Raw genomic sequence first — 23888 nt, forward strand, 5'->3', positions numbered from 1 at the left:
GGCTACTCCTAAGCCTTAACTGTGACCGGACGGACCCGCGCGTCCAGCAGGGCATAGCCCATGTCGATGAGGATGTTCAGGGCGAAGATCGCGACTGCGGTAAGCAGCACGGCTGCCTGCAGGACAGCGAAATCCCGCTGCAGGATCGAATCGATCATCAGCTTTCCGATGCCCGGCCAGCCGAAGATGGTCTCCACCACCACTGCGCCGTTGACCAGGCCGACCGTCAGGTCCCCGGCCACTGTCAGCGCGGGGGCTGCCGCGTTGCGTAGCGCGTGATGCGTCACCACCCGGAGTTCTCCTGCTCCACGGCTGCGGGCCAGTTTGATATAGGGCTCCGAAAGCGCGGAGACCATGGAGCCGCGGACTATCTGGACCAGCACCCCGAACGGCCGCAGGAGCAGCGTGGCGATGGGGAGCACCCAGGCGCCGGCTCCCGACACACCTGATGTCGGGAGCCAGCCCAGGGTGATGGCGAAGACCCAGATTCCCACGATTGCCAGCCAGAAATCCGGGATCGAAGCAGCAGCCATTGAGATGAAACTTGAGATGCGGTCCGCGATGCCGTTCGGCTTCAGCGCAGCCCAGCAACCGACCACCAGTGCCAGCACGATCGCCAGCACCATGGTGGTGGCGGCCAACTGCAAGGTGGCGGGAAAAGCTCGCAGGGCCATGGCCGCGGCGTCCTGTCCCGTGCGCAGCGACTGCCCGAAATCGAGCTGGAGCACTCCTCCGAAGTAATCGGCCATCTGCACGAGCAGGGGCTGGTCCAAGCCGTTGCGCTCAGTGAAGGCGTCGCGCATCTGTTGCGTGGCATTCAGCGGCAGGTAAAGGCTGGCCGGGTTGCCGGTCATCCTGGCCAGCGCAAACACACCGACGATCACCACCACCAGCGGCAATGCGCTGGAGACAATCCGCTTTCTCAAGTAAATCAGCATGGCTGTCCTTCCGTCCCGGAGCTTCGGGCTAGCTTGCCGGGGTCATTTCCGAAACACGCAGCTCATCGCCACTGGACGAGTTGGGCGTGTAGGTCACGGATTTGGCCTTGCCGATGATGCCGGTCTGGTGCGAGATGTGGGCGAACTGGACAACTTTGTCGTTCTGGTAGGCGAAGATCTCCTCGAAGTCCTTCTTCCGTTCGTCGCCCGATGCCGCGTCCGCCTTCTTGATCAGGGCGTCGAACTCGGGGGTGCCGAAGTAGCTCTGGGCTCCCGTGGACAGCATGTACTGGTCCACGGTGAAGGCCGCATCGCCAGCCTGGTTTCCGTGCTGGGTCATCAGTGCCACGGCACCTTCGTCTTCGGCGAAGGGACGGACCTGGTAGGTCAGGTGCTGGCTGGTTTCAAGCATCTTGAGTTTTACGTTGAGTCCGGCCTGGCTCAGTTGTTCCTGCAGGACCTGGGCCAGTTCCGTGATCTTGGGGAACTGGGCGTTGCGGACCACCAGCGAGATCTGCGCAGACGTGTCAACGCCGCCGGCCTTGGCTTCAGCAACGAGGGACTTGGCCTTGTCCAGGTCGAACGGCCAGCCCTTCAGGGTGTCGTTGTGCCCCACGATGCCTTCAGGCACCAATTGGGCTGCCACCTGGTGCTTACCCTGGTAGAGCGAGTTGACGATCCCTTCCTTATCGATGGCGTAGTTGATGGCCTGACGGACGCGGATGTCATTCAGTGGTGCTTCGTTGGCGTCGAGCCGCAGGGCCACAGTCTCGTTGTTGGGGTAGTCGACGCCGAGGTCACCGATGTTGTCGTCCGGGCTAAGCCCCATCGCAAGGTCGGCCTCGCCGCTGGTGATCATGGCGGCCCGTACCGAGCTTTCGGAACGCCACTGGTATTCGGCCTTGGCATAGGCGGGCTTATCCCCCCAGTAGCCGTCCCAGCTGGAAAGCGTGATTTTCTGGCCGGCATCCCACTTCTCAATTTTGTAGGGGCCGGTGCCGATCGGCTCACGGACTTTCTCCGTGGCGCTGGTGGACGTCGGGACCACCTCGAGGAACGAAAGGCGAAGCGGCAGGATGGGGTCCGGTTCCGGTGTGGTCACGGTCAGCGTGGTGGCGTCCACGGCCTTCACGGCGAGATCCGCATCGCCGAAGACATAGCCCTCCACGTTGCAGCCGAGCTTGGAATTGACGGCCCTTTCGATGGTGAAGGCGGCAGCTTCGGCATTGAACGGCGTTCCGTCCTGGAAGGTCACACCTTCGCGCAACTTCAGCGTCCATTCCTTATCGGTGGTGGCTTTCCATTCGGTGGCGAGCTTTGGCTCGAGCTCGCCGCTCTGGGGATTGCGTTCGATCAGCGGCTCGGTCACGTTCGAGCGCACCACAACACCCGTCGAGGTCAGGTTTGATTCGCAGGCTTCGAGGGTGGGTGGTTCCTGGCCGAGGACCACGCGCACCGTGCTGGATGGGGCAGCGCCGGCGTCGGAATTGGCGACCGAGCAGCCGCTCAGGCCCAGCACCGCGACGGACAGCAGGGCCGGCCACTTGGGCAGGGCCGCGGCACGGTAGAGCTTTGAAGAAGACGTCATTGGATTCCTCCGGATCGGGATACTTGCGGCAGCGGGGTGCTCTCGTGGCAGTGGACAAGGCCTCAGGAACAGTGCTTTCGGGCCGCGCTGGACTCAAGCTAGTTCAGGCGCAAAAGCCCCCACAAGGCTTTGGCACTCCCCCGGGTCTCCCCGGTAGCGCCTTTTTGCCGCCCTCACGGTCTGTGACGAGCACCACTCCGCCCGATAATCCGCGCAGTTCCGCAGGAGAAGTTTGATCAATACACTTCGGGAATCGATCCATGCCATTTACATGTTGGACGCGTATGGATCGAAATCCTAGTGTTCAGTTATGAAGAACATCGCTGTCCTCCAGGTAGGGCCCCTCATGCCGAGCGTTCAAGAACCCATCACCAGGGACTACAGCGCCGTGCGGCTGCCCGATTCCCCCTCAGAGCGGGACGAGTTCCTGCGGCTGCACGGCACATCTTTCGAAGTGGCCGTGACGTCCGGGAAGCTCGGAGTCGGAACGGAATTGATGCGCTCCCTCCCCAACCTTCGTGCGGTCATAAACTTCGGCGTCGGATATGACACCACGGACATTGCCCAGGCTGTCCAGCGCGGCATCACCGTCAGCAATACGCCCGACGTCCTCAATGACTGCGTGGCGGACACCGCCGTCGCGCTGTATTTGGACGTCCTGCGCCGTGTGAGTGCGGCGGACCGCTTCGTCCGCCGCGGTGACTGGCTGAGCAAAGGCAACTTTCCGCTGGCCACCAAAGCCAGCGGAAAGAGGGTCGGTATTCTCGGGCTGGGCAGGATCGGACGGGTCATCGCCCGCAGGCTGGAAGGTTTCGACTGCGAAATCAGCTACCACAGCCGCAGTCCGGTGGACGGCGTCAGCTACGAGTACAAGGCCTCGCCGCGCGAGCTTGCTGCGGGTTGCGACGTGCTCATCGTCGCTGCCGCCGGCGGTCCCGGTTCGGTAAGACTCGTGGACGCCGATGTTCTCCATGCGATCGGGCCCGACGGTTACCTGATCAACGTCGCGCGGGGATCCGTGGTGGATGAGGAGGCCCTGGTGGCTGCCCTGACGGCCGGGCGGCTGGCCGGGGCCGGGCTGGATGTTTTTGCGGAGGAACCTAAAGTCCCCGAAGACCTCCTCGCCCTCGACAATGTTGTCCTGCTGCCGCATCTGGGTAGTGGGACGCATGAAACGAGGGCGGCGATGGCGGAACTTACGCTCGCGAACCTGCGGCAGTTCGTGGCCACGGGCTCGGTCCTCACGGCGGTGCAGGCATGAGCGTGGCCGTGGGATACGCAGCGAGCCAAGAAGGCCGCTCCGCCTTGAGTGCGGCAATTAGTGAGGCGCTGTTACGAAAGACCGCCCTGCAGATAATGGGTCCTGCTGTAGGCGAAAGTTCAGCCGACTCCGAGTCGGACATCCGCGACGCCATCGCCACCGCCGCGGCGGCGGGCGTAACGGCCACCCTTCGCCTCAACGAAGGGGCTGACGCCGCCGATCACATCATCGATGCCTCTTATGAGGAGGATATTGAACTGATTGTGATCGGCGTCCGGCGGCGCTCCCCGGTGGGGAAGCTGTTCCTCGGCAGTACCGCCCAACGGGTCATCCTCGAAGCCGGCTGCCCTGTGACTGCAGTCAAAGTAGACGTCGGTCCGCGGACCTGAGCGGGCATTCGCCCACCACGGCGGCGCCCGGGTCCCGGTCTCGGGCGCCGAGTCGCGGCCGTCGATGCGGCCGGCCAGCTTCCGCTTTGCGAGGGGCCGAAGTGTCGATTTCCCCGCTACCGCCGCATTCGGGGCCGTGGTACGTTCAGCGTGATCAGGACGTCCGGACGCGGCCCCTTGACCGGCCCGGCTCCTGGCACCACCCCGGAAAGCGGAGGCAACGATGCCAACATTGATGGTCTTCCACGAAGTCGACGACGTTGAGCACTGGCTCCGCTCACCAAAAAGGGAAGAGGTATTCGGGCCGCTGGGCATCACTTTTCGACCGTTTATCGACCCGGCAAAAAGCCACCGGGTTGGTTTGATCGTCCAGGTCCCCGACATGGAAGCGTTCCAGCGGATCATGGAGTCCCCGGAGACAGCCGAAGCGATGAAATTCGACGGTGTCCGCCCGGAAACAATCCTGATCCTCGTTGAGCCGTGAGCGGACGACGGCGGGACCTCCCGCCGTCGTCCGCTTCCGTCGGGTGCCTACTGGCTGAAGGGGACCTTTTCCCAGGCCAGAACGTCCGCACCTGCGGCACTGTTGCCGGCGACGGTGAACCTGACGTAGTTGGTGGCGTTGGCGGACCCTTCCACGGTGATGCGCTGCAGGTCATCGGCGGCGGGCTGGCCGTAGATGTCCAGCCAGGGTGAGCCCTCCGCGAGCGGCTGGTTCTCGGCGAAGACGTGGCTGTCGCCGTTGATGAGGTAAACCGGGGCGTCGAAGCTGTTGGTTTCCTCGATGATGGCCCGCACGATTTCGCGGAAACCGGACATGGTGTCCGGGTTGGCGGTCGCGGCGGCGAGCAGGGACGGGTCGAACATGTCGGCCTGGGTCATCAGGACCACGGCACGGTCGTTGCGGCGTTCGGCGTCGGCGAAGGTGTTGCGGATCTGGGCCAGGACGGCGTCCGTGCGGAACTCGACTTCGTCCAACTGCCCGGGCGTGGCCGTGGTTTCGCCCAGGCCGGTCCACGGCTGCAGCGAGTTGTTGCTGCCCTGGATATTCAGCACGGAAAACGCCACCCGGTTCTGCGTGAAGCGGACGTTTTCCGGCACACCGAGATCCGCCTGGGTCTTGACAGGCATGGTGGCGCCCAGGGTCTTGCCGGGCTCGTCGAAGAAGATATCCCGCAGCTTGTCGAGCCGTTCCAGCGGGTTGTAGGCGCCGTTGTTGGTGCGGTGGCAGTCCACCCATTCGTTGTCGCCCGGGGTGAAGACCAGCGGGTGCTCGAAGGTGTCGAACTGCGTGCGGATGTTCTCGAAGTACCCGTCCGAGCAGACCGAGGAGCCGTTCTTGATGTCGCCCACGTGAGTGACGAACTTGAGCGCGCTGTCGGCGTTGATGTCCTGGATGCGGGCGGAAAACTTTGCGATTTCGGCCTCGCCGTAGGGGATGTCGCCGATCACGCCGAACGTGAACGCCTGGCTGTCGGCGGTGTTGTCGGCGGCGGTCGCGGGCTGGGACGCAAGGAGGCCGAGCGCCAGGACGGCTACCGCCGCCGTCGTCGTTTTGATGGTCTTTGAAGGCATGACGGTGTTCCTCTTCTTTGCGGGGTAGGGGCTTGAGGTGCGCGGCTTAGGCCCCGCGGGCGGTCAGGAACTGCCGCAGGGCGGCGAGGTCGTCGGTGTTGATGTGGTCCACGCCGGCGTCGAAGAGTTCATTCCAGATGGCTTCGCGTGCGGTGCCGGGCGTGTCCGGGGTGGCCCAGAAGCGGACGCGGTAGCCATTGGCGTGCGCCTCGGCAACGTAGGCGCGCAGTTTGGCGCGCTCGGCCTCCGGCATCGGGCCCACGCCCTGCCAGCTGAAGAGCTTGGTCCAGTTGTCGCTGACCAGCGGCATCAGGCCGGCAGGCTTTCCGGAGGTGAGGTCTGCGGAGCGGCCATCGTAGAAGCTGAAGCGCTTCTCCTGTGCCTGCATGGTGGCCAGCGGGCGGTTTCCGCTGATGACCGCGGTGACCGGGCCGGTCTTGGTGGCGCCGTGGCTGTAGCGGCTCATGATGTCGCGGTGCTCGGCCAGTTCCTGCTCGATTGCGGCGTAGGTGGATTCGCCGTCGCTCTTGATGTCGATCAGAAGCTGGAGGCTGCCGTCCCAGTCCGGGTAGACGCTGTGGCCCTGGCCGCGGACCAGGTCCTGGAGCGGATCGAGGTAGAGGCTCTCGAGCGTAACGCCGGGCTGGACTTCCTCCAGGTCGTGGGCCACCAGCAGTTCGCCGTCCACCAGCCACACGTCCGCTTCCACGCTGGTGAAGCCGTGCTCCAGCGCATCGAACAGGGGACGGTCGTGCTCGTAGTCGTTGTGCGCATGCGCCTGGGCGAGCGGCTGGCCGACGACGACGGGAGCCGGCTTGGTCGCCTCTGCCTGGGCAGGGGCTGCTACTGTCCCGGCCAGGGAGGCAAGGACGGCGACGGCGGCGAGGGTGCTTTTCACGAACAAGGAGTACTCCTTAGATTCAGGGGATTCTCCGCCCGGCACACGGGGACGTGCCGGGCAAAAGGGTGCGTGAAAAGACTGCTGGTCGCGGGAGAACGCTGGAGGGCGTGTTGGTTGCTGGCGGGTGAACTGGGAAGGATCATTGGCGTGGTGGGGCTGTATGAGGCCCTGCCGGTGTTTCCCTAGGTCAGCCTGCCAGGACCTGCCTGAACCCGAACTCCCCCACGGCGAACATCCGCGGGTTGTCGTCGGAGTTGCTCAGCAGGGCGGTGGACAGGTTGAGAGCCCAGCCCCGGGCCCTCAACCAGGTGTCCCCATCCACTGCGGGGCCAAAAGCGTCCATAAAGCGGTGGCGGGTGCCGGCGTCGAACATCAGCCATCCCACCGCAAGATCGACGGCCGGGTCCCCTGCCCCGACGTCGCCGAAATCGATGACGCCGGCCAGCGAGCCGTCCTCCGTCAGCAGGACATTGCCCGGGTGAAGGTCCCCGTGGAGCATCACCGGCGGACGGTCCCAGGCTGTAGCGGCACAGGCCTGCTCCCACACGGCTCTCAGCGCTGCTGCCTGCGGGTAGCGTTCGCGGTCCCCGAGCCGTTCCCCGACCGCAGAGTCACGCTCCGGCAGCGGCACGCCGCGGAAAGGATTCACCGGGACGCCGGTTTCGGCGGGCAGGTGCAGGGAGAGGAGGAAATCGGCCAGACCTTCAGCGGCCGGCCCACGGCCGGCGGGGCCGACGTCGTCCGCGCCGGCTCCGGGGACCCACCGCACGATGCTCCACGGGTAGGGAAAGTCCGACGTCGGCCGGCCGGCATGGACGGGGACAGGAACCGCCACCGGGGAGCGGCGGGCTATGCCGGGAAGGTAGCGCTGCTCATGAAGTATCAGCGGCACGGCCTCCGCCCTGCGCGGCAGCCGGACGGCCAGGTCGTCGCCGAGCCGGAAGGTCGCGTTGTCCCAGCCATTCGCGACCCGGACCAGAGGACCATCGGCGAGATCGGGCCGCTGCTGCAGGACGAGGCCCCGGACGACGGCATCACTGACTTCCATCGTGGCTGGTGGCATTCCCGCCATTCAGAGCTCCGCCTTCCGTGTCCGGCAATACAATCCGGCCCTCGAATGGCAACTCTACTGGGCCCAATCGGCGTCGTCGTAGGGGCGGCCGCGGAAGTGGGCGCGGAGGTACTCCCCCACCACGGCGGCACCCAGGTCCCCGGCCTCGGGCGCGACGACGCGGCCGTCGATCCGGCGGGCCATCTTCTGCACGAACCGTTCCAGGCCCGGGTCATCGCCGAGCCGGAAGAACGTCGCCTGCGTCCTGGCCCGCCCGAGCCGGTCCAGCTCGGCCACCGTGACGCGGATGGTCTCCGCGGCCGGCGGATACCCGAACCATGACTCGCCGTCGGCCAGCAGGTGCGCGGTGGGTTCGCCGTCGGTCACCACCAGCAGGACGGGCTGCATCGAGGGGTGCTGGCGGAAAAACCGGCCGGCCAGCAGCAGGCCGTGGTGCAGGTTGGTGCCCTGCTCCCGCAGGGCCGGCAGGGCCGTGAGCTCGCCGATGTCCATGGACTGCGCGTAGCGGCCGAACGTGATCAGCTGCAGCCGGTCGCCGCGGAACCGTGTCGACACGAGGTGGTGCACGGCGAGCGCGGTGCGTTTCATCGGCACCCAGCGCCCCTCGGCGGCCATCGAGAAGGACACATCGACCAGCAGGACGACGGCGGCCTGCGTCCGCGCCTCCGTCTCCGTCACCTCGATGTCCCCCACGTCCAGCCGCAGGCCGCGGCGCGGATCGCCGCCGTCGGCAATCGTCCGGCGGATCGCGTTGGTGATGGTCCGGGTGACGTCCCACGGTTCGGCGTCCCCGAACTCCCACTGGCGGCTGGAGCCGGTCTGCTCCCCCGCCGCCCCGGCCACCCGCGTGTCCCGGCGCCCCTGCCGGCCGGAGAGCTGTTTGGCGGTGTCCCGCAGCAGCGACCTGCCCAGCCTGCGCATGGCCTGCGGTGAGAGCCGGAGATCGCGGTCGGCACCGCGCCGGAGGAAGCCGCCGTCGTGCATGGCCCGCTCGATTTCCGCGAGGGTGCGGGCGGTCACGGCGGCGTCCCGTCCGAGCTGGCGGGCGAGGGCGTCCAGGTCCAGGTCATCGAGGCGTGAGCCGTTGTAGGACTGGGAGAGCTGTTCGGCCAGCTCGTCGAGTTCCGCGAGGTCCTGCAGCACGCCGGTACCGTCGCCGAGCCCGAGCCCCTCCTCCCCCTCGAAGCGTTCCGAGCCGGTCCAGTCCTCGCCGGGGCGCAGGGCGCGCAGGCTGTCGTCGAGCTGGCCGAGCTGGGCCATAAGCTCGGGTGAGCCGAACGCCTGGGCGGAGAGCTGCATCAGCTCCTCGCGCTGCTCCGGGGACATGGAACGCAGGAGCCGCTGGGCGGCGGCGGCGCGCTGGGCCAGCGCGTCGATCAGCTCCTCGACGGACTGCGGGTTCTCCGGGAAGAAGTCGCCGTGCCGGGCCATGAACTCCCGGAAATCCGCGTCGGTGTCCTCGCCGCGCCGGTGCTTGCCGAGGAGCTCGTTGAGGTCCTGCAGCATCTCGCTCACGGCCGCGCGGTCCTCATCCGTGGCGCTCTCGAGGGCCTGCTTCATGCCGGCGAACCGCTGGTCCAGGAGTTCGCGGCCCAGCAGGTCCTTGATCCGCTCGTAGGCTTCCTTGGCGGTGCTGGACTGCCAGTCGTAGGAGGCGAGTTCGTTGACCGCCGCGGCCGTGGATTTGGGCAGGTTCTGCAGCTGCATCTCCCGGAAGGCGCGGTCGGTGTTGTCCATCATCGCGTCCCGGGCTAGTTGCTTGCGCTCCTCCAGCACCGCGGTGTCGAGCAGCTTCTGGACCTCGTTGAGGGTGCCGTCCAGCCGGTGGCGGCCCAGCAGGTCGCTGCGCCGCTGCTGGACGCGGCCGGCGAGGTCGTCGAGCCCTTCCCGGCTGCGGCCGCCGCGGCGCAGGTACTCCTGCAGGGCGTGGCGGGGCGAGTAGCCGGCCATGACGTCCTCGGCGATGGCGTCCAGCGCCTCCGCCAGGTCCACCGGCGGGGCGAGCGGGTCCGGTCCTCCCGTGTACCGGCCGTACCGGGACCGGTGGTGAGCGCTCATGGGCCCTCCTTTAGTTGGCCTGCTTAGCCGTAGACCGTCGTCTCGTCGTCGGACTCCTTGGAGATCCGCCGGGCGAGGTAGAGACCTTCCAGTGCCAGTTCGACGGCGGCGGCGCGCTGCCCGTCGTTCGTCGCGCCCAGCCGCTCGGTGATCTGGTCGTAGAGGCGCGATCCGTTGAGGGGCGGGAGGTTTTCGAGGAACTCCCGCGCGGTGACCAGTTCCCCGGTGGTCACCGAGGTGTGGCCGTCCAGCGCCGCCACGAGGGCGCCCATGTCGATGCCGTGGAAGTGTGCCCGCACGGCTTCCGCGGTGGCCATGCGCAGGAGGTGGTCCAGGATGTCCTGCTCGCGCCCTTCCTCGCCCGATTCGAACTCGATCTTCCCGGCGAGGACTTCCACGGCGGCGTCCAGGTCGATGATCCGGGCCACCGCTTCGTCCTCCCCGCGCACGCTGGCCCGGCGCAGGGCCGCCGCCGCGACGGTTTCGGCGCCGGCGATGGCGAACCGCGCGGACACCCCCGAGGTCTGGTTGACCGCCGGTGACTGCCGCAGCGCGCGGGTGTAGCGGGCCAGGATCTCCAGGATGACGGGCGGGACGCCGGCCACCAGGTGACCCTCCTGGCGGATGACGGCGACCTCGTCGTCGAGCTCGATCGGGTAGTGGGTGCGGATCTCGGCGCCGAAGCGGTCCCGCAGCGGCGTGATGATCCGGCCGCGGTTCGTGTAGTCCTCCGGGTTGGCGGACGCGACGACGAGGACGTCGAGCGGCAGCCGCAGCACGTAGCCGCGGATCTGGATGTCGCGTTCCTCCATCACGTTGAGCATCGAGACCTGGATCCGCTCGGCGAGGTCGGGCAGTTCGTTGATGGCGATGATCCCGCGGTTGGAGCGCGGGACCAGGCCGTAGTGGATGGTCTCCGGGTCGCCCAGGCGGCGGCCCTCGGCCACCCGCATCGGGTCGACGTCGCCGATCAGGTCCGCGACGGAGGTGTCCGGCGTCGCGAGCTTCTCGACGTACCGTTCCGAGCGGTGCCGCCACGCCACCCGCAGCCGGTCCCCCTCGGTGAGGACCAGGGCGCGGGAGTGCTCCGTGATGGGTTCGTACGGGTGTTCATTCAGTTCCGAGTCCTCGATCACCGGCGACCACTCGTCCAGCAGCCCGGCCAGGGTGCGCAGGAGCCGGGTCTTGCCCTGACCGCGTTCGCCGAGCAGGACGACGTCGTGGCCGGCGAGCAGGGCCCGCTCAAGCTGGGGCAGAACGGTCCGGCTGAAACCGAACATACCGGGCCACGGGTCGCGGCCGGCGGAGAGCGCGGCGAGCAGGTTGTCGCGGATTTCGCGGCGCAGGTCCTTGTGCACGTGGCCGGAGGCACGCAGTTCACCAACAGTGAAGATATCGGGGCGATCACTCACCCCTCTAAGGTAGTCCTCGGCTGTGCAGGTAATCGAGGAATTTCTTCAGATTCCTTGCGCATTGGGCTGGCGTGCGGAATACGCTGGATGCTGATGACTGCAGCAACGCCGCCGGCACCGCCGGCACCCGGAACCTCACCTGAGCGGCAGGGCACGCTCCTGCTTCTGGTGCGCCACGGGGAGACGCCGACGACGGGCACGGTGCTGCCGGGGCGGGCGCCGGGACTGCATCTTTCCGACCGCGGCCGGGCCCAGGCCGAACGGGTCGCGGAACGGCTCTCCGGCCTGCCGGTGGATGCCCTCTATTCCTCGCCGCTGGAGCGCGCCTGCGAGACGGCGGAGCCGACGGCGGCCCGCACGGGACTGGCCGTGAAGCACGACGACGGTCTGCTCGAGTGCGAGTTCGGCAAGTGGACCGGCGCCGCGATTGCCGAGCTGGCGGGCCTTCCGGAATGGCAGACCGTGCAGCACAGCCCGTCTGAGTTCCGCTTCCCGAACGGGGAGAGCTTTCCGGAGATGCAGGCACGGATTGTCGGGTCGCTGGAGGCGCTGTGCGCCGCCCACACCGGCGGCGTCATTGTGTGCTTTTCCCACGCCGATCCCATCAAGGCCGCCGTCGCGCATGCCCTGGGCACGCCCCTGGACCTGTTCCAGCGCATCGTCGTCAGCCCGGGCTCGGTGTCTGCCGTTTCGTTTGTGGAAGGCCAGGACCCGGCCGTGCTGATGGTGAATTCGACGTCGGAACCGCTGAGCGGGCTGAGGGCGCCGTGACATGGGGCAGCCGGTGTCAGGCCGCGAACTGACCCTGCTCACCGAGGGTCAGGTTGAACTGCTCGGACGCATCCCCCGCAGCAGCAACGAGACGTTCTTCGTCCAGGTCTCCTGCGGCGACGACTCCGCGTATGCCGTCTACAAGCCGGAGGCCGGGGAACGGCCACTGTCCGATTTCGAGCCCGGCCTCTTCCGGCGGGAACGCGCCGCCTACCTGTTGAGCGAGTCCCTGGGCTGGGGGCTCGTGCCTTTGACAGTCATTCGCGATGATGCCCCTTTGGGGATCGGGTCGCTGCAATGGTTCATCGAGAGCGACTTCCAGGAGCACTACTTCACCCTGTACGAGGACGCGCCCGAGACCCACCGCGAGCTGGCGCGGATGGCACTGTTCGACTACGTCGCCAACAACACCGACCGCAAAAGCGGCCACGTGCTGCGCGGCGATGACGGACGGGTGTGGGGCATCGACCACGGGCTGTGCTTCTCGGCAACTTTCAAGCTGCGCACCGTCATATGGGACTTCGCCGGCGATCCCATCCCCGAGGGCCTGCTCCAGGACATCGCCCCGCTCGCAGAGGCCGTACCTGTCGAGGTGGCCGAGCTGCTCGACGACGACGAAGTCGCCTCCCTGCAGCACCGCGTCCAGCGTCTGCTCGGCGCGAGGGTCCTGCCGGTCGACCGCACGGGTAGGCGTTACCCGTGGCCGCTGGTGTAGGAGACATTTTTTTCTCTCCTGCACCGAGGACCAGCCGACCACGATGTTGGTGAGGGTAGGGCGGCTCAGCCCGACGGGGGCGTGAACTGGCTGGCCGTAAACTCCGCCCCCTGGGGGTCCCGGATCAGTGCCGTGCGCGTCCACTCGGTGTCGTCCTGCCCAAGGACCTGGGCGCCGAGTCTCTTAGCATCAGCCACCGTCCGGTCCCGGTCAGCCACGGTGAACGAGACGTGCCAGCGCGGCGGTTCGCCGGGGGCGTTGGTCGCGATCCAGGCGATCGCATCCTCGAACCCAATTGGGGCGGCCAGCACCGACTGCCGTGCCCGGATGCCCGGATCGACTGTCGCCTCAAGGTGGTCGCCATAACCGGGCCTGCGGACCAACATCGCGAAGCCGAGATCGTCGACCTGCCAACCGAACGCGTCCTCGTAGAACCTAATGGCCGCGCCGGGGTCAGCCGTGTGAAGATCGCTGAAGTTCCACGTCCCTGGCTGATTGGCCACCTGTGCCCCCAGTCGTCGCCTGGCCTGCCAGATGCGGAACTCGACACCCGCCGGATCGGTTAGCGCCGCGCTGCGGCCGCCCTCTCCCGCGTCGGCAGGCGCCGAACGCATCGCAGCGCCAGCAGCGATCAGTCGTTGCACTGCGACATCCGCGTCCTCGACGGCGATATAGGTATTCCACGCCGCCGCACGCTGCGTGCTGGCCATCCCAGCGACGTCCTGACCGTCGAGCTTTGCTATCAAGTAACGGCCCGGTGCTCCCGGCGGCATGGCGTCCTCGAACGTCCAGCCAAAAATTCCGGTGTAGAACTCGGCGGCCGACTCGACGTCAGGCTGTTCGGTATCGATCCAACAAGGGACGCCCTGCGGGTACGTCCGTTGGGTCATTCCTCGCTCCCCGTCCATGGACAAAGCCTAACGAGCCAAGGTCCGGCCGGGTACCCCAACCAGGTGAACGGGCTATAGCTGGCTGTGCGCGGCAACGGCAGGATCGGCGCCGGCGCGGGCGCCTGACTCCAGCGCCGATATTTCCCCTACTTCGGCCGGGGTGAGCGCGAGCGTCGCAGCCCCCAGGTTTTCCCGCATTCGCGCGCCATCGGCAGACTTCGGGATGACGATCGTTCCTTGGGCGAGGTGCCAGGCGAGCACAACCTGGGCGGGTGTTGCGCCGTGCCGGGCTGCCAGGGATTGCACTGCCGCCGCACCGAGGTCGGCGCCCTGTCCCAAGGGACTGTACGCCTCGACGGCAATGCCCAGCGACCGGCTCCTGGCCGCCAGGTCTCGCTGCTGGAAGGTGGGATGGATTTCGATTTGGTTGACCGCCGGGACGATGTCTGAGGCCTGGAGAAGCGTATCCAGATGCTCGGAGAGGAAGTTTGAGACTCCGATGGCGCGGACCTCGTCCCCGGCATAAAGCTCTTCCATGACTTTCCACGCCGCGGTGAAAAGTCCCTGGGACGGCACGGGCCAGTGGATCAGGTACAGATCCACGTAGTCGACGCCGAGGGCCCTGCGGCTGTTCCGGAACGCCTCGAGCGCTGCGCCCTGTTCGCCGTTGCGAAGTTTGGTGGTGATGAAGATGTCCTCACGCGGAATTCCGGACGCGGCAATGGCCGCGCCGACGCCGGACTCATTCCGGTAAGCGGCGGCGGTGTCGATGTGCCGATATCCGGCTTCCAGGGCATCCTCCACGATGCGCTGAGTCTCCTCCGCCGGGACCTGGAAAACGCCGAAGCCGAGTTGAGGGATCTGCACGCCGTTGTTGAGGGTCACGGTGGGGATGGGGGTTTCACGAATGTCGGACATCGTCAGTTCTTCCTTGTGGGGTTTCCTGGAGGGACGGAATGCACAGGCGGATCGTTCTGGGCCCGTTTCTTCAGGCTAGGCCGAAATAGTTTCGGGGGCGCCGCGGCCCGCCGATGGCGGCGGTCAACGGCGGGCTGTCCCACTGGCCGCCGGCGGGGTGCCGCGTTGAAGCGCTGGTCCCTGCACGAAGTTGAAGTTAACTCACCCGGCGAGGACGGCGGGATTCTCAGTCGTCAGCCGGCGCCTTGGCCCTCGCGGGCCACTTCCTCCAGAGTCCTGGCTGTCGGCGATGCGGACACCAACTGCCCTATCACCTCCGGTTTGTCCCACACTTGGCTGCGTAGCCGTTCCAGAAAGACGGTCGCAGCGTCCTTGGTGTCGAAGTCCAGGAGCACGGCCACGCTGTTCTGGTCCTCCGCATCCCGGAATACCCGGACGGACCGGGCGCCCGACGCGGCGCGGCCTGCGGGATCGCTGTCGAAGACCTTCTTCCATGCCCCGTAGTCCCGGACCTGATAGCCAATCTGCAGGGTGAACATCGTCATTCCTTTCCTCGGGCTGTGCCAGGATCACGATAGGCCGTCCAGAGTCATCCCGGTAGGGCAGGAGGGCGGCCTTGCCCGCCACGGCGCGGCCTGCGGCCACCACCCCGGGACGCTCCGGGCGACGGGCGTGGCGTAGGCCGGAGAAAATGCCTGGTTGGCCCAGACACCTTTTCCTCCAACTGAGACAATGTCCCAATGGAAATCGCGCTGGGACTCCTGGTTCTCGTCGCTGTGGTCTGCGCCGGCAGCGCGCTGGGCAGGAAACTCAACATTTCAGTTCCACTGCTGCTGGTGTTGGCCGGCGTGGCGGGGTCCTTCCTCCCCTTCGTTCCGCCCATTGAGCTGAACCCTGAAGTGGTCCTTGTGGGACTGTTGCCGCCACTGCTGTACGCCGCGGCGCTGCGGACGTCGCTCTTCGATTTCAGCTCCAACCGCCGCGCCATTGGACTGCTCTCGGTGGGCTATGTCATCTTCGGAACCTTCGCCGTGGGCTTTGTGGTCTGGTGGTTGTTCCCGGAAATCCCGCTGGCTGCCGCGATCGCTCTCGGGGCGGTCGTGGCGCCCCCGGATGCTGTGGCGGCGACCGCCATCGCGAGGAAGGTGAGGATGCCCCGCAGGATCGTCACCATCCTGGAGGGCGAATCCTTGGTCAACGACGCCACCGCCCTGATCTGCCTTCGCGCTGCCATCGCCGCCATCTCGGGGTCAGTGTCCGTGACGGGGATCGCCGCGGACTTCCTGCTCGCGGCCGGGGGCGGGGTGGTGGTGGGCATGGCAGCCGCCTACGTGCTGACCGAGCTCCGCAAGCGGACCCGGAACGTCGCCATTAACACGTCGACGTCGTTGATAGCCCCGCTCGTCGCATACCTTCCCGCGGAGGCGATCCACGCGTCCGGCGTCCTCGCCGTCGTCGTCACCGGGCTGATAATGGGCACCAAGGCGCCCTCCATGCCCAACGGCGCCGCCCGGCTGAGCCAGCGCAGCAACTGGAACACTGTGCAGTTTCTGCTGGAAAACGCGGTATTCCTGCTGATCGGGCTGCAGGTGCGGACCATCATCGACGGCGTCCAAGACGACTCCCTGGGCGCCGGGCGGATCTGGGCCGGCTGCGCCCTGATCCTGCTGGCGGTGCTGGTGCTCCGGCCGGTGTGGGTTTTCCCGGCCACGTACCTGCCCCGCCTGATTCCGGCCGTGCGGCGGAATGACCCGGCGCCGCCGTGGCAATACGCGGCGATTGTCTCCTGGGCGGGGATGCGAGGAGTGGTCACCCTGGCGGCGGTGCTGGTGCTGCCCACAGACCTGGAGCACCGTTCGGTGCTGATTCTGGCCGCCCTGGTGGTGGTGGGCGGCACGCTGACGCTGCAGGGGTTCACTCTTCCGTGGCTGGTCCGGCGCCTGAAGGTGCAAGGCCCAGACCCGCGCGAAGACGCGCTGAACCAGGCTTCGCTGGTGCAGCTGGCCACGGTTGCGGGCGTGGCACGCCTGCAGGAGCTGCGGACGGAGAACGATCCGCCGGAGGTGGTGGCCATGCTGAAACGGCGCACCCAGGAGCGCGGGCTGGCCGCGTGGGAACGCCTCGGCCGCCCGTTGGCCGAAACGGCGACCCCCAGCGCGCGTTACGCCTGGCTGCGGCTGGCCATGCTGGAAGCGGAACGGGCCAAGGTACTGGAACTGAGGCGAGGCGGCGAGTACGCGCACGAGGTCATCAGCGGTGTGCTGGACCAGCTGGATGTTGAGGAATCCATGCTGGACATGGCTTTGGACGAGGTGGACACGTCCGGCGAGGGCGGCGGGGAAGGGATCGCGCGGCCGGGCGGGGTATGTGCCCACCTCGAGTCGGCCCGGTCTCCGGAGGTGCCCGGGGACCCCTTCTGCGCGAACTGCCGGAGGGAAGGCACGACGACGGTGCACCTGCGGATGTGCCTGGCGTGCGGCAAAGTGGGGTGCTGTGATTCCTCACCCGGAAGCCACGCCTCGAAGCACTTCGAAGCCACCGGGCACCCGGTCATGCGGAGCATCGAGCCGGGCGAAGAATGGCGCTGGTGCTATCAGGACGATCTGCTGGGATGACGGCAGGAGTGCTGGAGTCCGCGCACTGCTTCGGCTCCGAACCCGTGGTCTTCCTCCGTGGCGCACAACTGCCCGTTTCAGAGCTCTCGATAGTAGTACAGCATTGGGTCTGTCTGGTTGGGTTCGGTGTTGGTGAACCCGTGCGCTTCATAGAAACGACGCGCATCGGTGTCCTCCCCGTCAACGTTGATCTCGATGAGCGCACCGCCCCGGTCGCGCACCAGATCCAATGCCGCGTCCAGGAGTGCGCTGCCGAGGCGGCGACCGCGCAGATCTGGACGGACGTATAGCTCATCGAGGATCGCGACCGGCCCTCGGTACCAGACGTTGGGCCGGAAACTCAGCACGGCAACACCGCTCGCCAGCTCACCGATCAGCAGGACCACCACGTCGTCCCCCGCCAGGAGATGCGTCAACCGCGATTGAAGCTCGCGAACGTCCGGGGTCGGCGTCGAGAACTCAGTGTTGAAATCATGAAGCAGCTGGGCAACGACCGCGGCGTCGGCCGTCGTCGCCCGCCGCGGCGTCAGGTCGCCCGCCGCATCATCGGAAGTCATGGTTTCCGCAAATCCGTCCGGATGGAAATGAGCTCGTAGACGACGACCGAGCCCGTGGCCGGACCTCGGCAGGTCAGCTGACCAGGCGGCGTGCGGCTGGACTGCAGTTCGACGTCGATATGCGCAGGGTGAGGCGCGCGGCCGGTGAGGTGGATCCGCCACTGGTCACCGTCACGCCACGTCTCGGCGACCTGATAATCATGCCGGCCAGCGGGGCCGAATAGTTTGAGCGCGGCCGCGACGGCGGTCTGTTGTGGCGGGAAGAGGTCCGTATATCCGCGCAGATAATCTGCGCGGATACGGCCGGCGAGGTGGTCCTCGATCGTTGTGACGGCGGACTGGGCGTCGAGTCCGCCGTAGTACACGCCGTCGGGGGCAACGACGGCGTTGGCTGCGAATCTGTCCCCGCCGACGTGGCTGCACTCCCAGACCAGCTCAGGCCAGTGCTGACTCAGTGCACGTCCCACGGGCCGTCCCCACACGGCGCAGCAAGGGTCGTGCGGACCGTGAGTGCAGACCAGGATGACTGGTGGAAGGCCGGGCTTTCCGGGGGAGATAAGAGCGGTGGCAATTTCCGCGAGGTCCTCATCATGGCTCCATGTTCCCCATTGTTGAAGATAGGCACCGGACTTTTGATGGCTCAGTACGGCCCAGCGGCTGGGGCCCTCGCGCCGGCGGCGGCCGGGCCGCTCCACCAGCAGCACCCGCGCGCGGGCGGTTTGCGCGGCCGAGAGAACCAAGGCTTTGGTCTCAGGGTCAATATCAAGGCCGTCGAAGCCGTTGGGCGGCCACCCTCCCCGGTACTCGATGAGGACCCAAACCAAGCCGTGCGAGGCTGTCCCTGCCATCGAGTCGCCGCGAAGCTGGGCGCGTTCTGCGCAGAAGAAACGTTCCGTGGCGGCCATGGCGGCGAGGTTACTGGTCAACGGGAACGAGAACCCCGGCGCGCATCAGTCTGTCGACGAGTTCGACGCCGAGATCGGTCGCGGTGTGAACAGCTCCGTCGAGCAGGCGCGTTACAGAGGGTAAATCTGTTTCGGGGAAGTCGAGCCAACCCACGCGGGTGATCAGGCGCGAGCCATCGAGCCGCGCGTCCAGTGCACCCCGAAGTTTCACCAGCGACTGGGGTCCGAGGCCATCGACGGCCGCGAGCTGGGCCACCGGCCCCAGCGGTGCCGGGCGTCCCTGTCCCCGCGCGGCGCGGCGGAACACAGACGTGGGGTCACTCTCCGAGACGGCGGCGGCCAGACGCTCGCGGATGGTGGCGATTTCCCCATCCAGCCCGTCTACGCCCAGTGGCAAGGTGCGGCGCATCTCGGGATCGTCGCAGAGCTTTGCCAGCGCGGTCTGCGCGAGGTGTTCGGCCAACGCGTAGCGGGTCCAGTTGTGAATGCCTAACGTGAGGTGGATGGAGACTTTGCCCTGCGCCTCAGCGGCGTGCAACCAGCCACGCGGCAGGTAAAGGGAATCGCCGGGCTCGAGCACAGTGTCGATATAGGCCTTGTCCTTCGCTGCCTCGGCGACGGCGGAGCGACGGTCGGTCCAGGGCTGATTGCGCAACGGGTCCACATGGACGGGTTCGTGGATGATCCAGCGCTTGGTTCCCTCGATCTGCAGCACGAAGACGTCGTGGACATCATAGTGATCATCGAAACCACGGTTCTGCGGCGGGGTGATGTAGGCATTGGCCTGTACCGGATGTCCGAGTTCGGTGCTGAGCCTGGTGCTGAAGTCCGAAATCGGCTCCCAGGTGCGGTGCAGCGCTTGCAGGACCAGCGTGGCCCCGTCAGCGAATTTGCGCCAAAGCTCGGTGTCGTCGAGCTGGTCCGAGATGCCGGCGCCTGCGCCGGCCGGGGAGGTGAAGGAAGAGTCGGGCAAGGTGGCGCCGCCCTTGGCGACGCGCAAGAAAGGTGTGCGCAGTCCGCGGCGCGAGATCAGTTCGTCGACCGCCTCGGCTGAGAACAGGTCCGAGAAGTCGCTAACACGACGCGTGAGCAGCGCGGTGTTCCCCCAGACGTCGCTGGCGAACCTCTCGCGGCCTATGTCGATCAGGCGAGTTTCCAGAACCCCGGTGCCACCCACGGCATCGGGGCACTGAAAGTCGTCGCTAGAAGTGCTCAAACTCAGCTGCCTGGTTGCTCGGCACCGCCGTCGGCACCACCGTCAGCACCACCATCGGCACCGCCATCAGCGCCGCCATCGGCACCACCGTCAGCACCACCATCGGCACCACCGTCAGCGCCGCCATCAGCACCGCCATCGGCGCCGCCGTCGGCACCACCATCGGCACCGCCATCGGCGCCGCCGTCGGCACCACCATCGGCACCACCGTCGTGGGCGCCGGGGATGCCGGCCGCGCCGCCGTCGGCCGGGCCTTCCTGGCTTGGATCCTGCTCTGGATTAGTCGTCATGCTTCCTCCCGAGAATCGAATGGCATGATCAGCCCCCTTATCGGTGCCTGACCCCAACCGGGCGATTTTTTCATGACACCGCCCGAGATCACCCTATCGAGATAGGTCAGCGCTGGGAACGGCCTGCATTGACTGAGGCAGGGGCCCGCCCGGACGCCGCGGCGCGACGGCAGAGATGCACCGTTCGTCAGCGAAGTTCACACCGGGATGCTGGTGGACGTGTCGGTGCGCTCGCTCCGGGTCAGTCGCACGATCCCGCTACTGACATGGTGCCGGCTGGAAGTAATGATCGTTGAGCCACAACGCCACCTCGTTGCCGAGCTCGGCGCCCTGTACGTCGGCAGTGCGGAAGTGGATGCCGCCCCAGACGCGAGCATCAATGATCTCCCGTATCGCCGCTGAGAATCCGTCGAAGTGCCGTGGCTCGCCGGGGAAGCGACCGGAGCTCACGTCGAAGGCGACATCGTCCGTGCCGAAGAACTCCTGCGCCGCGTAGAGAGCAGCGCCGCTGACGCAGCCGTGACCGGACGGATGCTCCGGGAACGGCGGCGTGCCGAGCGGAGGGGCGGTCGCCGTCGATGGATCGAAGAGCGGTTTCCATGTCGGATCGGCTTCCGTCTCCGGATTGTTGTCGGTGTCGGCTTCGCGGATCGCCGCCATCGGACGCCAGAAGTTCCAGTAGGACTTGTCGCTCCAGCAAGCGACCGCGCCATCAGCGGCGGCGAGGTTTGTCATCGCGAAGAGCCGAGCCGAGTCGGCCACGTCAAGTCCGTGTTCTACGGCGAGGCTGCGGAACACTCCGTTCCAGAGTGCCACCGGCGTAGCTTGCCAGAAGATGGCCGCAGTGGTCTGGTCGACGGTTCGAGTGGTGCTCGCGAGCGCCCCGATCTCCTTGACCTCGTTGAAGTCAGCTGCATACTCATCACTCGTCAGCGGATTGGGTCCCTCCGAGCGGAATTGGTCGGGACTCTCGAGGATGAACGGTCGGAGATTGGCCACCCAGGCGTCCGGATCCAGCGCGCCGGGCGTGACGGGCCGCCAGTCACCAGGATCGGGTCCGATGTCGAACTCGAACGGGGCCATGAACCCATCATCGGTGCGCGCGAGGATCATCGCCGCCGCGGCGGCCTCACCGGCGGCGACGCCTTCGTCCTTGTTCGGGCCGTCAGTGACGCCCGCGAGCGTTGCTTCGTATGCATCGTCGAGCCTACCTACTTGGTCCGACTGGACCAGGGTGACGAGTACGTGGTGTGCGGCGGTCGAGATCGCCGCATCGAATGATGCCTCCGGCCCGACGCCGACCGAGTCGACGTCGAGCAGATACGGCTGGTACCCGCGGTCGATGGCGTTCACTGCGTCGTACACCGCGCCTTGAACCATCGCCATACCGCGGAGCTGGCCGTGAGCCGTGGGACGCAGTGGGATGACGTGGTCTTGGGCGATGGTGCTCCACTCGATGAGGACGTCCGTGTTCGTTGGCCCCGCGTTCCGAGCGTTGGAGGCCCCGGCGCTCGACACTCCTGGCACAAATAGTGCGACGGTCAGTGCCGGGATCAAGCAGAGCGCCCACCGGCGCGCACCGTTTCTCGAATTCCGCGATGGTCGCCTGTAATGGTCGTTCGTCATGTCGCCGGTCCTCCAATCGTCACGGAGCCATGTTCAAGCGAACCCGAGGGAGTCGACATCTCATGGGTGCCCGACACCGGGGGCACGCGACCGTTCGAGGTGATGTGCGCCGTCGGCGGTTACTTTAAGGTTGAGCCTCTGCCAGCGCGTTGTCCAGTGCGACTGAACACTTCATCTGTGCCGAAATCGGCGGTTAGGTGGCCGCGGGTGACCTTGTAAACCTGCTAGGAATTCGTACCGGTACCGCAGGGACGACGCCCCTGGATCCAAAGATGGATTGAGGCCGCCGCGGCTGTCGATGAGTGCCGCGACGCCGACCCGTCGTGGCGCAGCATAGATTGGGCCACCGACCCCAGCTGGGCCAACCACACTCCGCGGCCAGTCAGGAACTCGGCCGGCGGGACTGGGTTCTGGCACGACCGATGGTCAGTGCTTCTTGAAAGCGTCCTTGACCTTTTCGCCAGCCTGCTTAAGGTTCGCCTTGACCTGGTCTCCCCTGCCTTCGTTCTTGAGGCGGTTGTCACCCGTTGCCTTGCCTGTGGCTTCTTTAGCCTTGCCGGTCAACTTTGTCGACGCATTCCGAATCTTGTCACCCAGACCCATCGTTTTCCTCCTCGGGATACCACCCGGCGGGCTGCCGGGGGATCACATTTCATGCTATCCGCCGCCCGCCGCGGCGGCCATCCTCACCCCGCAGCGCCCTGACGGCCGGGCATCACTGCCCGGTTCAGAGCTCTCGGTAGTAGTACAGCATTGGGTCTGTCTGGTTGGGTTCGGTGTTGGTGAACCAGTGCGCTTCATAGAAACGGCGCGCATCCGTGTCCTCGCCATCGACGTTGATCTCAATGAGTGCACCGCCCCGTCGCGTACCAAGTCCAGTGCCGCGTCCAGGAGTGTACTGCCGAGGCGGTGACCGCGCAGCTCTGGACGGACGTAGAGCGGTGTCCACCCTGACCTTAAGGGACGCGTGATTCAGGAGCGGATCACGGCGAACCGCTGATCACCCGGTCACGTCCAACCAGCAGACCGGTCACGGCGAGAACCGCCATGAGGCCCGCGGTGACGAGGAGCGGAAGCGTCCAGCCTCCGCTCACGTCGCGAAGCCCGCCGAACATTACCGGCCCCGCCGCGGCCAGACCGTAGCCGACAGATTGCGCCATGCCGGACAAGGACGCTGCCTGCGGGTAATTCACGGTCCGGAGGCTGAACAGCGACAGGGCGATGACAATGAGGCTCCCGCACCCGATTGCCCCAAGAATGACCCACAGCAAGATGAGGTCGGGCGCAAGTGCCAGCCCGAGAAACGTCACGAACGTGAGCCCGCCGCTCGTGAAGGAGACAAGCCGCTGGTCCGAACCGCGGTGCAGGATTCCCCCTGTGGCAAGGCTGGCGAACACGCTGATGAGCAGGAAGACGGACAGATGGACGCCCGCCACAGTGGCGGGAACCCCCTGGCTTTGTTCGATGGTGGGCAGCCATGCCATCAGGACGTAGAAGGCGATCGACTGCAGTCCCATGAAGATCGTCACCTGCCAGCCCAAGGCTGAGGTCCAGGGCGACCGGAAGGAAACCTCCGGCCTGGTGGCATGCGAGCTCCCTGACCTGTGCCGGCGCAGCCACGGCAGGAGCACCGCCATGGCGATGAGGGCCAGTCCCACCCAGATTCCGAGGGCAAGCCGCCATCCCGCCGGGGACGTTTGTGCCACGGGAACGACGACGGCTGCCCCGATCGCGGCGAAGGCGGCCTGTGTGGCGGTGTAGCCTCCGGTGACCTGACTAACCCTCATCGGAAAGTCCCGCTTTACAAGGGAGGGCACTAGGACATTGAGAAACGCGATAGCCAAGCCGATCAGTGCGGTGCCAGCCCAGATAATGCCCGGCAAGGGTAGGGAGCGAAGCACAATGCCCGACGCGAGGATCAGCAGTGACACCCACAGTGCCCGGTCGAGACCCAGACGGGAAGCGAAGCCGGGTGCCAGCGGGGAGAAGACTGCGAAAGCAATGAGTGGAAGACCTGTGAGGAGCCCTGCTGCGGCACTAGATAACTCAAGATCGCTGCTGATGTTCCCGAGTACCGGCCCCACACTGACGAAGGACACACGAAGGTTAACTGCGATGAGCAGAAGGCCGATGAAAGCGACGCCGAACCTGGCAGTGCGGTCCGGCGCGGTCCGGGTGGCAGCGGGCATTG

General features: G+C 66.5%; 24 protein-coding genes. 7 read left to right on the top strand and 17 right to left on the bottom strand.

The window, feature by feature from the left end:
- Positions 1-8: 8 nt before the first annotated feature.
- Positions 9-938, bottom strand: coding sequence for an ABC transporter permease (locus AC06G6_RS17890; RefSeq protein ID WP_479824353.1), 930 nt, complete (start codon positions 936-938; stop codon positions 9-11).
- A 28-nt stretch (positions 939-966) separates the two neighbouring features.
- The gene (locus tag AC06G6_RS17895) at positions 967-2526 is read right to left on the bottom strand and encodes an ABC transporter substrate-binding protein (protein WP_479824355.1); all 1560 of its coding nucleotides are present in this window, start codon (positions 2524-2526) and stop codon (positions 967-969) included.
- A 310-nt stretch (positions 2527-2836) separates the two neighbouring features.
- On the opposite strand from AC06G6_RS17895, the gene AC06G6_RS17900 reads away from it, so the two are divergent.
- From AC06G6_RS17900 to AC06G6_RS17910, 3 genes are all read left to right on the top strand, one after another.
- Entirely contained in the window at positions 2837-3787 is a 951-nt protein-coding gene (locus AC06G6_RS17900) for a 2-hydroxyacid dehydrogenase (protein ID WP_479824357.1), read from the top strand.
- Positions 3788-3882: 95 nt separating this feature from the next.
- Complete coding sequence (locus AC06G6_RS17905) at positions 3883-4176, top strand: universal stress protein (protein ID WP_479824359.1); 294 nt, start codon at positions 3883-3885, stop codon at positions 4174-4176.
- Between the two features lie 223 nt (positions 4177-4399).
- Positions 4400-4660, top strand: a complete 261-nt coding sequence (locus AC06G6_RS17910; RefSeq protein WP_479824361.1) for a hypothetical protein — start codon at positions 4400-4402, stop codon at positions 4658-4660.
- Between the two features lie 47 nt (positions 4661-4707).
- Here the strand turns inward: AC06G6_RS17910 and AC06G6_RS17915 are convergent, their stop codons facing one another.
- The 5 genes from AC06G6_RS17915 to AC06G6_RS17935 form a co-directional block, all read right to left on the bottom strand.
- Positions 4708-5751 carry a hypothetical protein gene (locus tag AC06G6_RS17915; protein ID WP_479824363.1) on the bottom strand — a complete coding sequence of 348 codons (1044 nt, stop codon included), beginning with the start codon at positions 5749-5751 and terminating at the stop codon, positions 4708-4710.
- Positions 5752-5797: 46 nt separating this feature from the next.
- Complete coding sequence (locus AC06G6_RS17920) at positions 5798-6655, bottom strand: phosphatidylinositol-specific phospholipase C/glycerophosphodiester phosphodiesterase family protein (protein ID WP_479824365.1); 858 nt, start codon at positions 6653-6655, stop codon at positions 5798-5800.
- Between the two features lie 184 nt (positions 6656-6839).
- Positions 6840-7715 carry an aminoglycoside phosphotransferase family protein gene (locus AC06G6_RS17925; RefSeq protein WP_479824367.1) on the bottom strand — a complete coding sequence of 292 codons (876 nt, stop codon included), beginning with the start codon at positions 7713-7715 and terminating at the stop codon, positions 6840-6842.
- A 63-nt stretch (positions 7716-7778) separates the two neighbouring features.
- Positions 7779-9782 (bottom strand): vWA domain-containing protein, encoded by a 2004-nt coding sequence (locus AC06G6_RS17930; protein WP_479824369.1) that lies wholly within the window; start codon positions 9780-9782, stop codon positions 7779-7781.
- A gap of 23 nt (positions 9783-9805) precedes the next feature.
- Positions 9806-11194, bottom strand: coding sequence for a sigma 54-interacting transcriptional regulator (locus AC06G6_RS17935; RefSeq protein ID WP_479824371.1), 1389 nt, complete (start codon positions 11192-11194; stop codon positions 9806-9808).
- Between the two features lie 93 nt (positions 11195-11287).
- On the opposite strand from AC06G6_RS17935, the gene AC06G6_RS17940 reads away from it, so the two are divergent.
- Positions 11288-11965: an MSMEG_4193 family putative phosphomutase gene (locus AC06G6_RS17940; protein WP_479824373.1), complete on the top strand. Its 678-nt coding sequence runs from the start codon at positions 11288-11290 to the stop codon at positions 11963-11965.
- Position 11966: 1 nt separating this feature from the next.
- Positions 11967-12680, top strand: a complete 714-nt coding sequence (locus AC06G6_RS17945) for an SCO1664 family protein (RefSeq protein ID WP_479824375.1) — start codon at positions 11967-11969, stop codon at positions 12678-12680.
- 65 nt (positions 12681-12745) lie between these two features.
- Here AC06G6_RS17945 and AC06G6_RS17950 read toward each other — a convergent pair whose 3' ends face one another.
- The 3 genes from AC06G6_RS17950 to AC06G6_RS17960 form a co-directional block, all read right to left on the bottom strand.
- A complete protein-coding gene (locus tag AC06G6_RS17950) occupies positions 12746-13588 on the bottom strand; it encodes a VOC family protein (protein ID WP_479824377.1) in 843 nt (280 codons plus the stop codon).
- 54 nt (positions 13589-13642) lie between these two features.
- On the bottom strand, positions 13643-14488 hold the full coding sequence (locus AC06G6_RS17955; RefSeq protein WP_479824379.1) for an aldo/keto reductase: 846 nt from the start codon (positions 14486-14488) through the stop codon (positions 13643-13645).
- A gap of 233 nt (positions 14489-14721) precedes the next feature.
- Entirely contained in the window at positions 14722-15033 is a 312-nt protein-coding gene (locus AC06G6_RS17960) for a hypothetical protein (RefSeq protein WP_479824381.1), read from the bottom strand.
- A 195-nt stretch (positions 15034-15228) separates the two neighbouring features.
- Here AC06G6_RS17960 and AC06G6_RS17965 point away from each other — a divergent pair, with 195 nt between their 5' ends.
- Positions 15229-17103: a Na+/H+ antiporter gene (locus AC06G6_RS17965; protein ID WP_479824383.1), complete on the top strand. Its 1875-nt coding sequence runs from the start codon at positions 15229-15231 to the stop codon at positions 17101-17103.
- Between the two features lie 77 nt (positions 17104-17180).
- Here the strand turns inward: AC06G6_RS17965 and AC06G6_RS17970 are convergent, their stop codons facing one another.
- From AC06G6_RS17970 to AC06G6_RS17980, 3 genes are read right to left on the bottom strand one after another with little or no spacing between them, the layout of a single operon-like run.
- Positions 17181-17660, bottom strand: a complete 480-nt coding sequence (locus AC06G6_RS17970) for a GNAT family N-acetyltransferase (RefSeq protein WP_479824386.1) — start codon at positions 17658-17660, stop codon at positions 17181-17183.
- Positions 17657-18565, bottom strand: a complete 909-nt coding sequence (locus AC06G6_RS17975; RefSeq protein ID WP_479824388.1) for a sucrase ferredoxin — start codon at positions 18563-18565, stop codon at positions 17657-17659. The genes AC06G6_RS17970 and AC06G6_RS17975 overlap by 4 nt, the downstream gene beginning before the upstream one ends.
- 10 nt (positions 18566-18575) lie before the next feature.
- Positions 18576-19781 carry a cupin domain-containing protein gene (locus AC06G6_RS17980; RefSeq protein ID WP_479824390.1) on the bottom strand — a complete coding sequence of 402 codons (1206 nt, stop codon included), beginning with the start codon at positions 19779-19781 and terminating at the stop codon, positions 18576-18578.
- 14 nt (positions 19782-19795) lie between these two features.
- On the opposite strand from AC06G6_RS17980, the gene AC06G6_RS17985 reads away from it, so the two are divergent.
- Positions 19796-20122: a hypothetical protein gene (locus AC06G6_RS17985; protein WP_479824392.1), complete on the top strand. Its 327-nt coding sequence runs from the start codon at positions 19796-19798 to the stop codon at positions 20120-20122.
- Positions 20123-20329: 207 nt separating this feature from the next.
- On the opposite strand, the gene AC06G6_RS17990 is transcribed toward AC06G6_RS17985, so the two are convergent.
- The 4 genes from AC06G6_RS17990 to AC06G6_RS18005 form a co-directional block, all read right to left on the bottom strand.
- Positions 20330-21697, bottom strand: coding sequence for a vanadium-dependent haloperoxidase (locus tag AC06G6_RS17990; RefSeq protein ID WP_479824394.1), 1368 nt, complete (start codon positions 21695-21697; stop codon positions 20330-20332).
- 426 nt (positions 21698-22123) lie between these two features.
- Positions 22124-22300, bottom strand: coding sequence for a CsbD family protein (locus AC06G6_RS17995; protein WP_479824396.1), 177 nt, complete (start codon positions 22298-22300; stop codon positions 22124-22126).
- A 54-nt stretch (positions 22301-22354) separates the two neighbouring features.
- The gene (locus AC06G6_RS18000; protein WP_479828748.1) at positions 22355-22669 is read right to left on the bottom strand and encodes a GNAT family N-acetyltransferase; all 315 of its coding nucleotides are present in this window, start codon (positions 22667-22669) and stop codon (positions 22355-22357) included.
- 11 nt (positions 22670-22680) lie between these two features.
- On the bottom strand, positions 22681-23886 hold the full coding sequence (locus AC06G6_RS18005; protein WP_479824398.1) for an MFS transporter: 1206 nt from the start codon (positions 23884-23886) through the stop codon (positions 22681-22683).
- Between the last annotated feature and the right edge of the window lie 2 nt (positions 23887-23888).

The sequence above is a fragment of the Arthrobacter sp. CJL-S3 genome, from assembly GCF_056711635.1.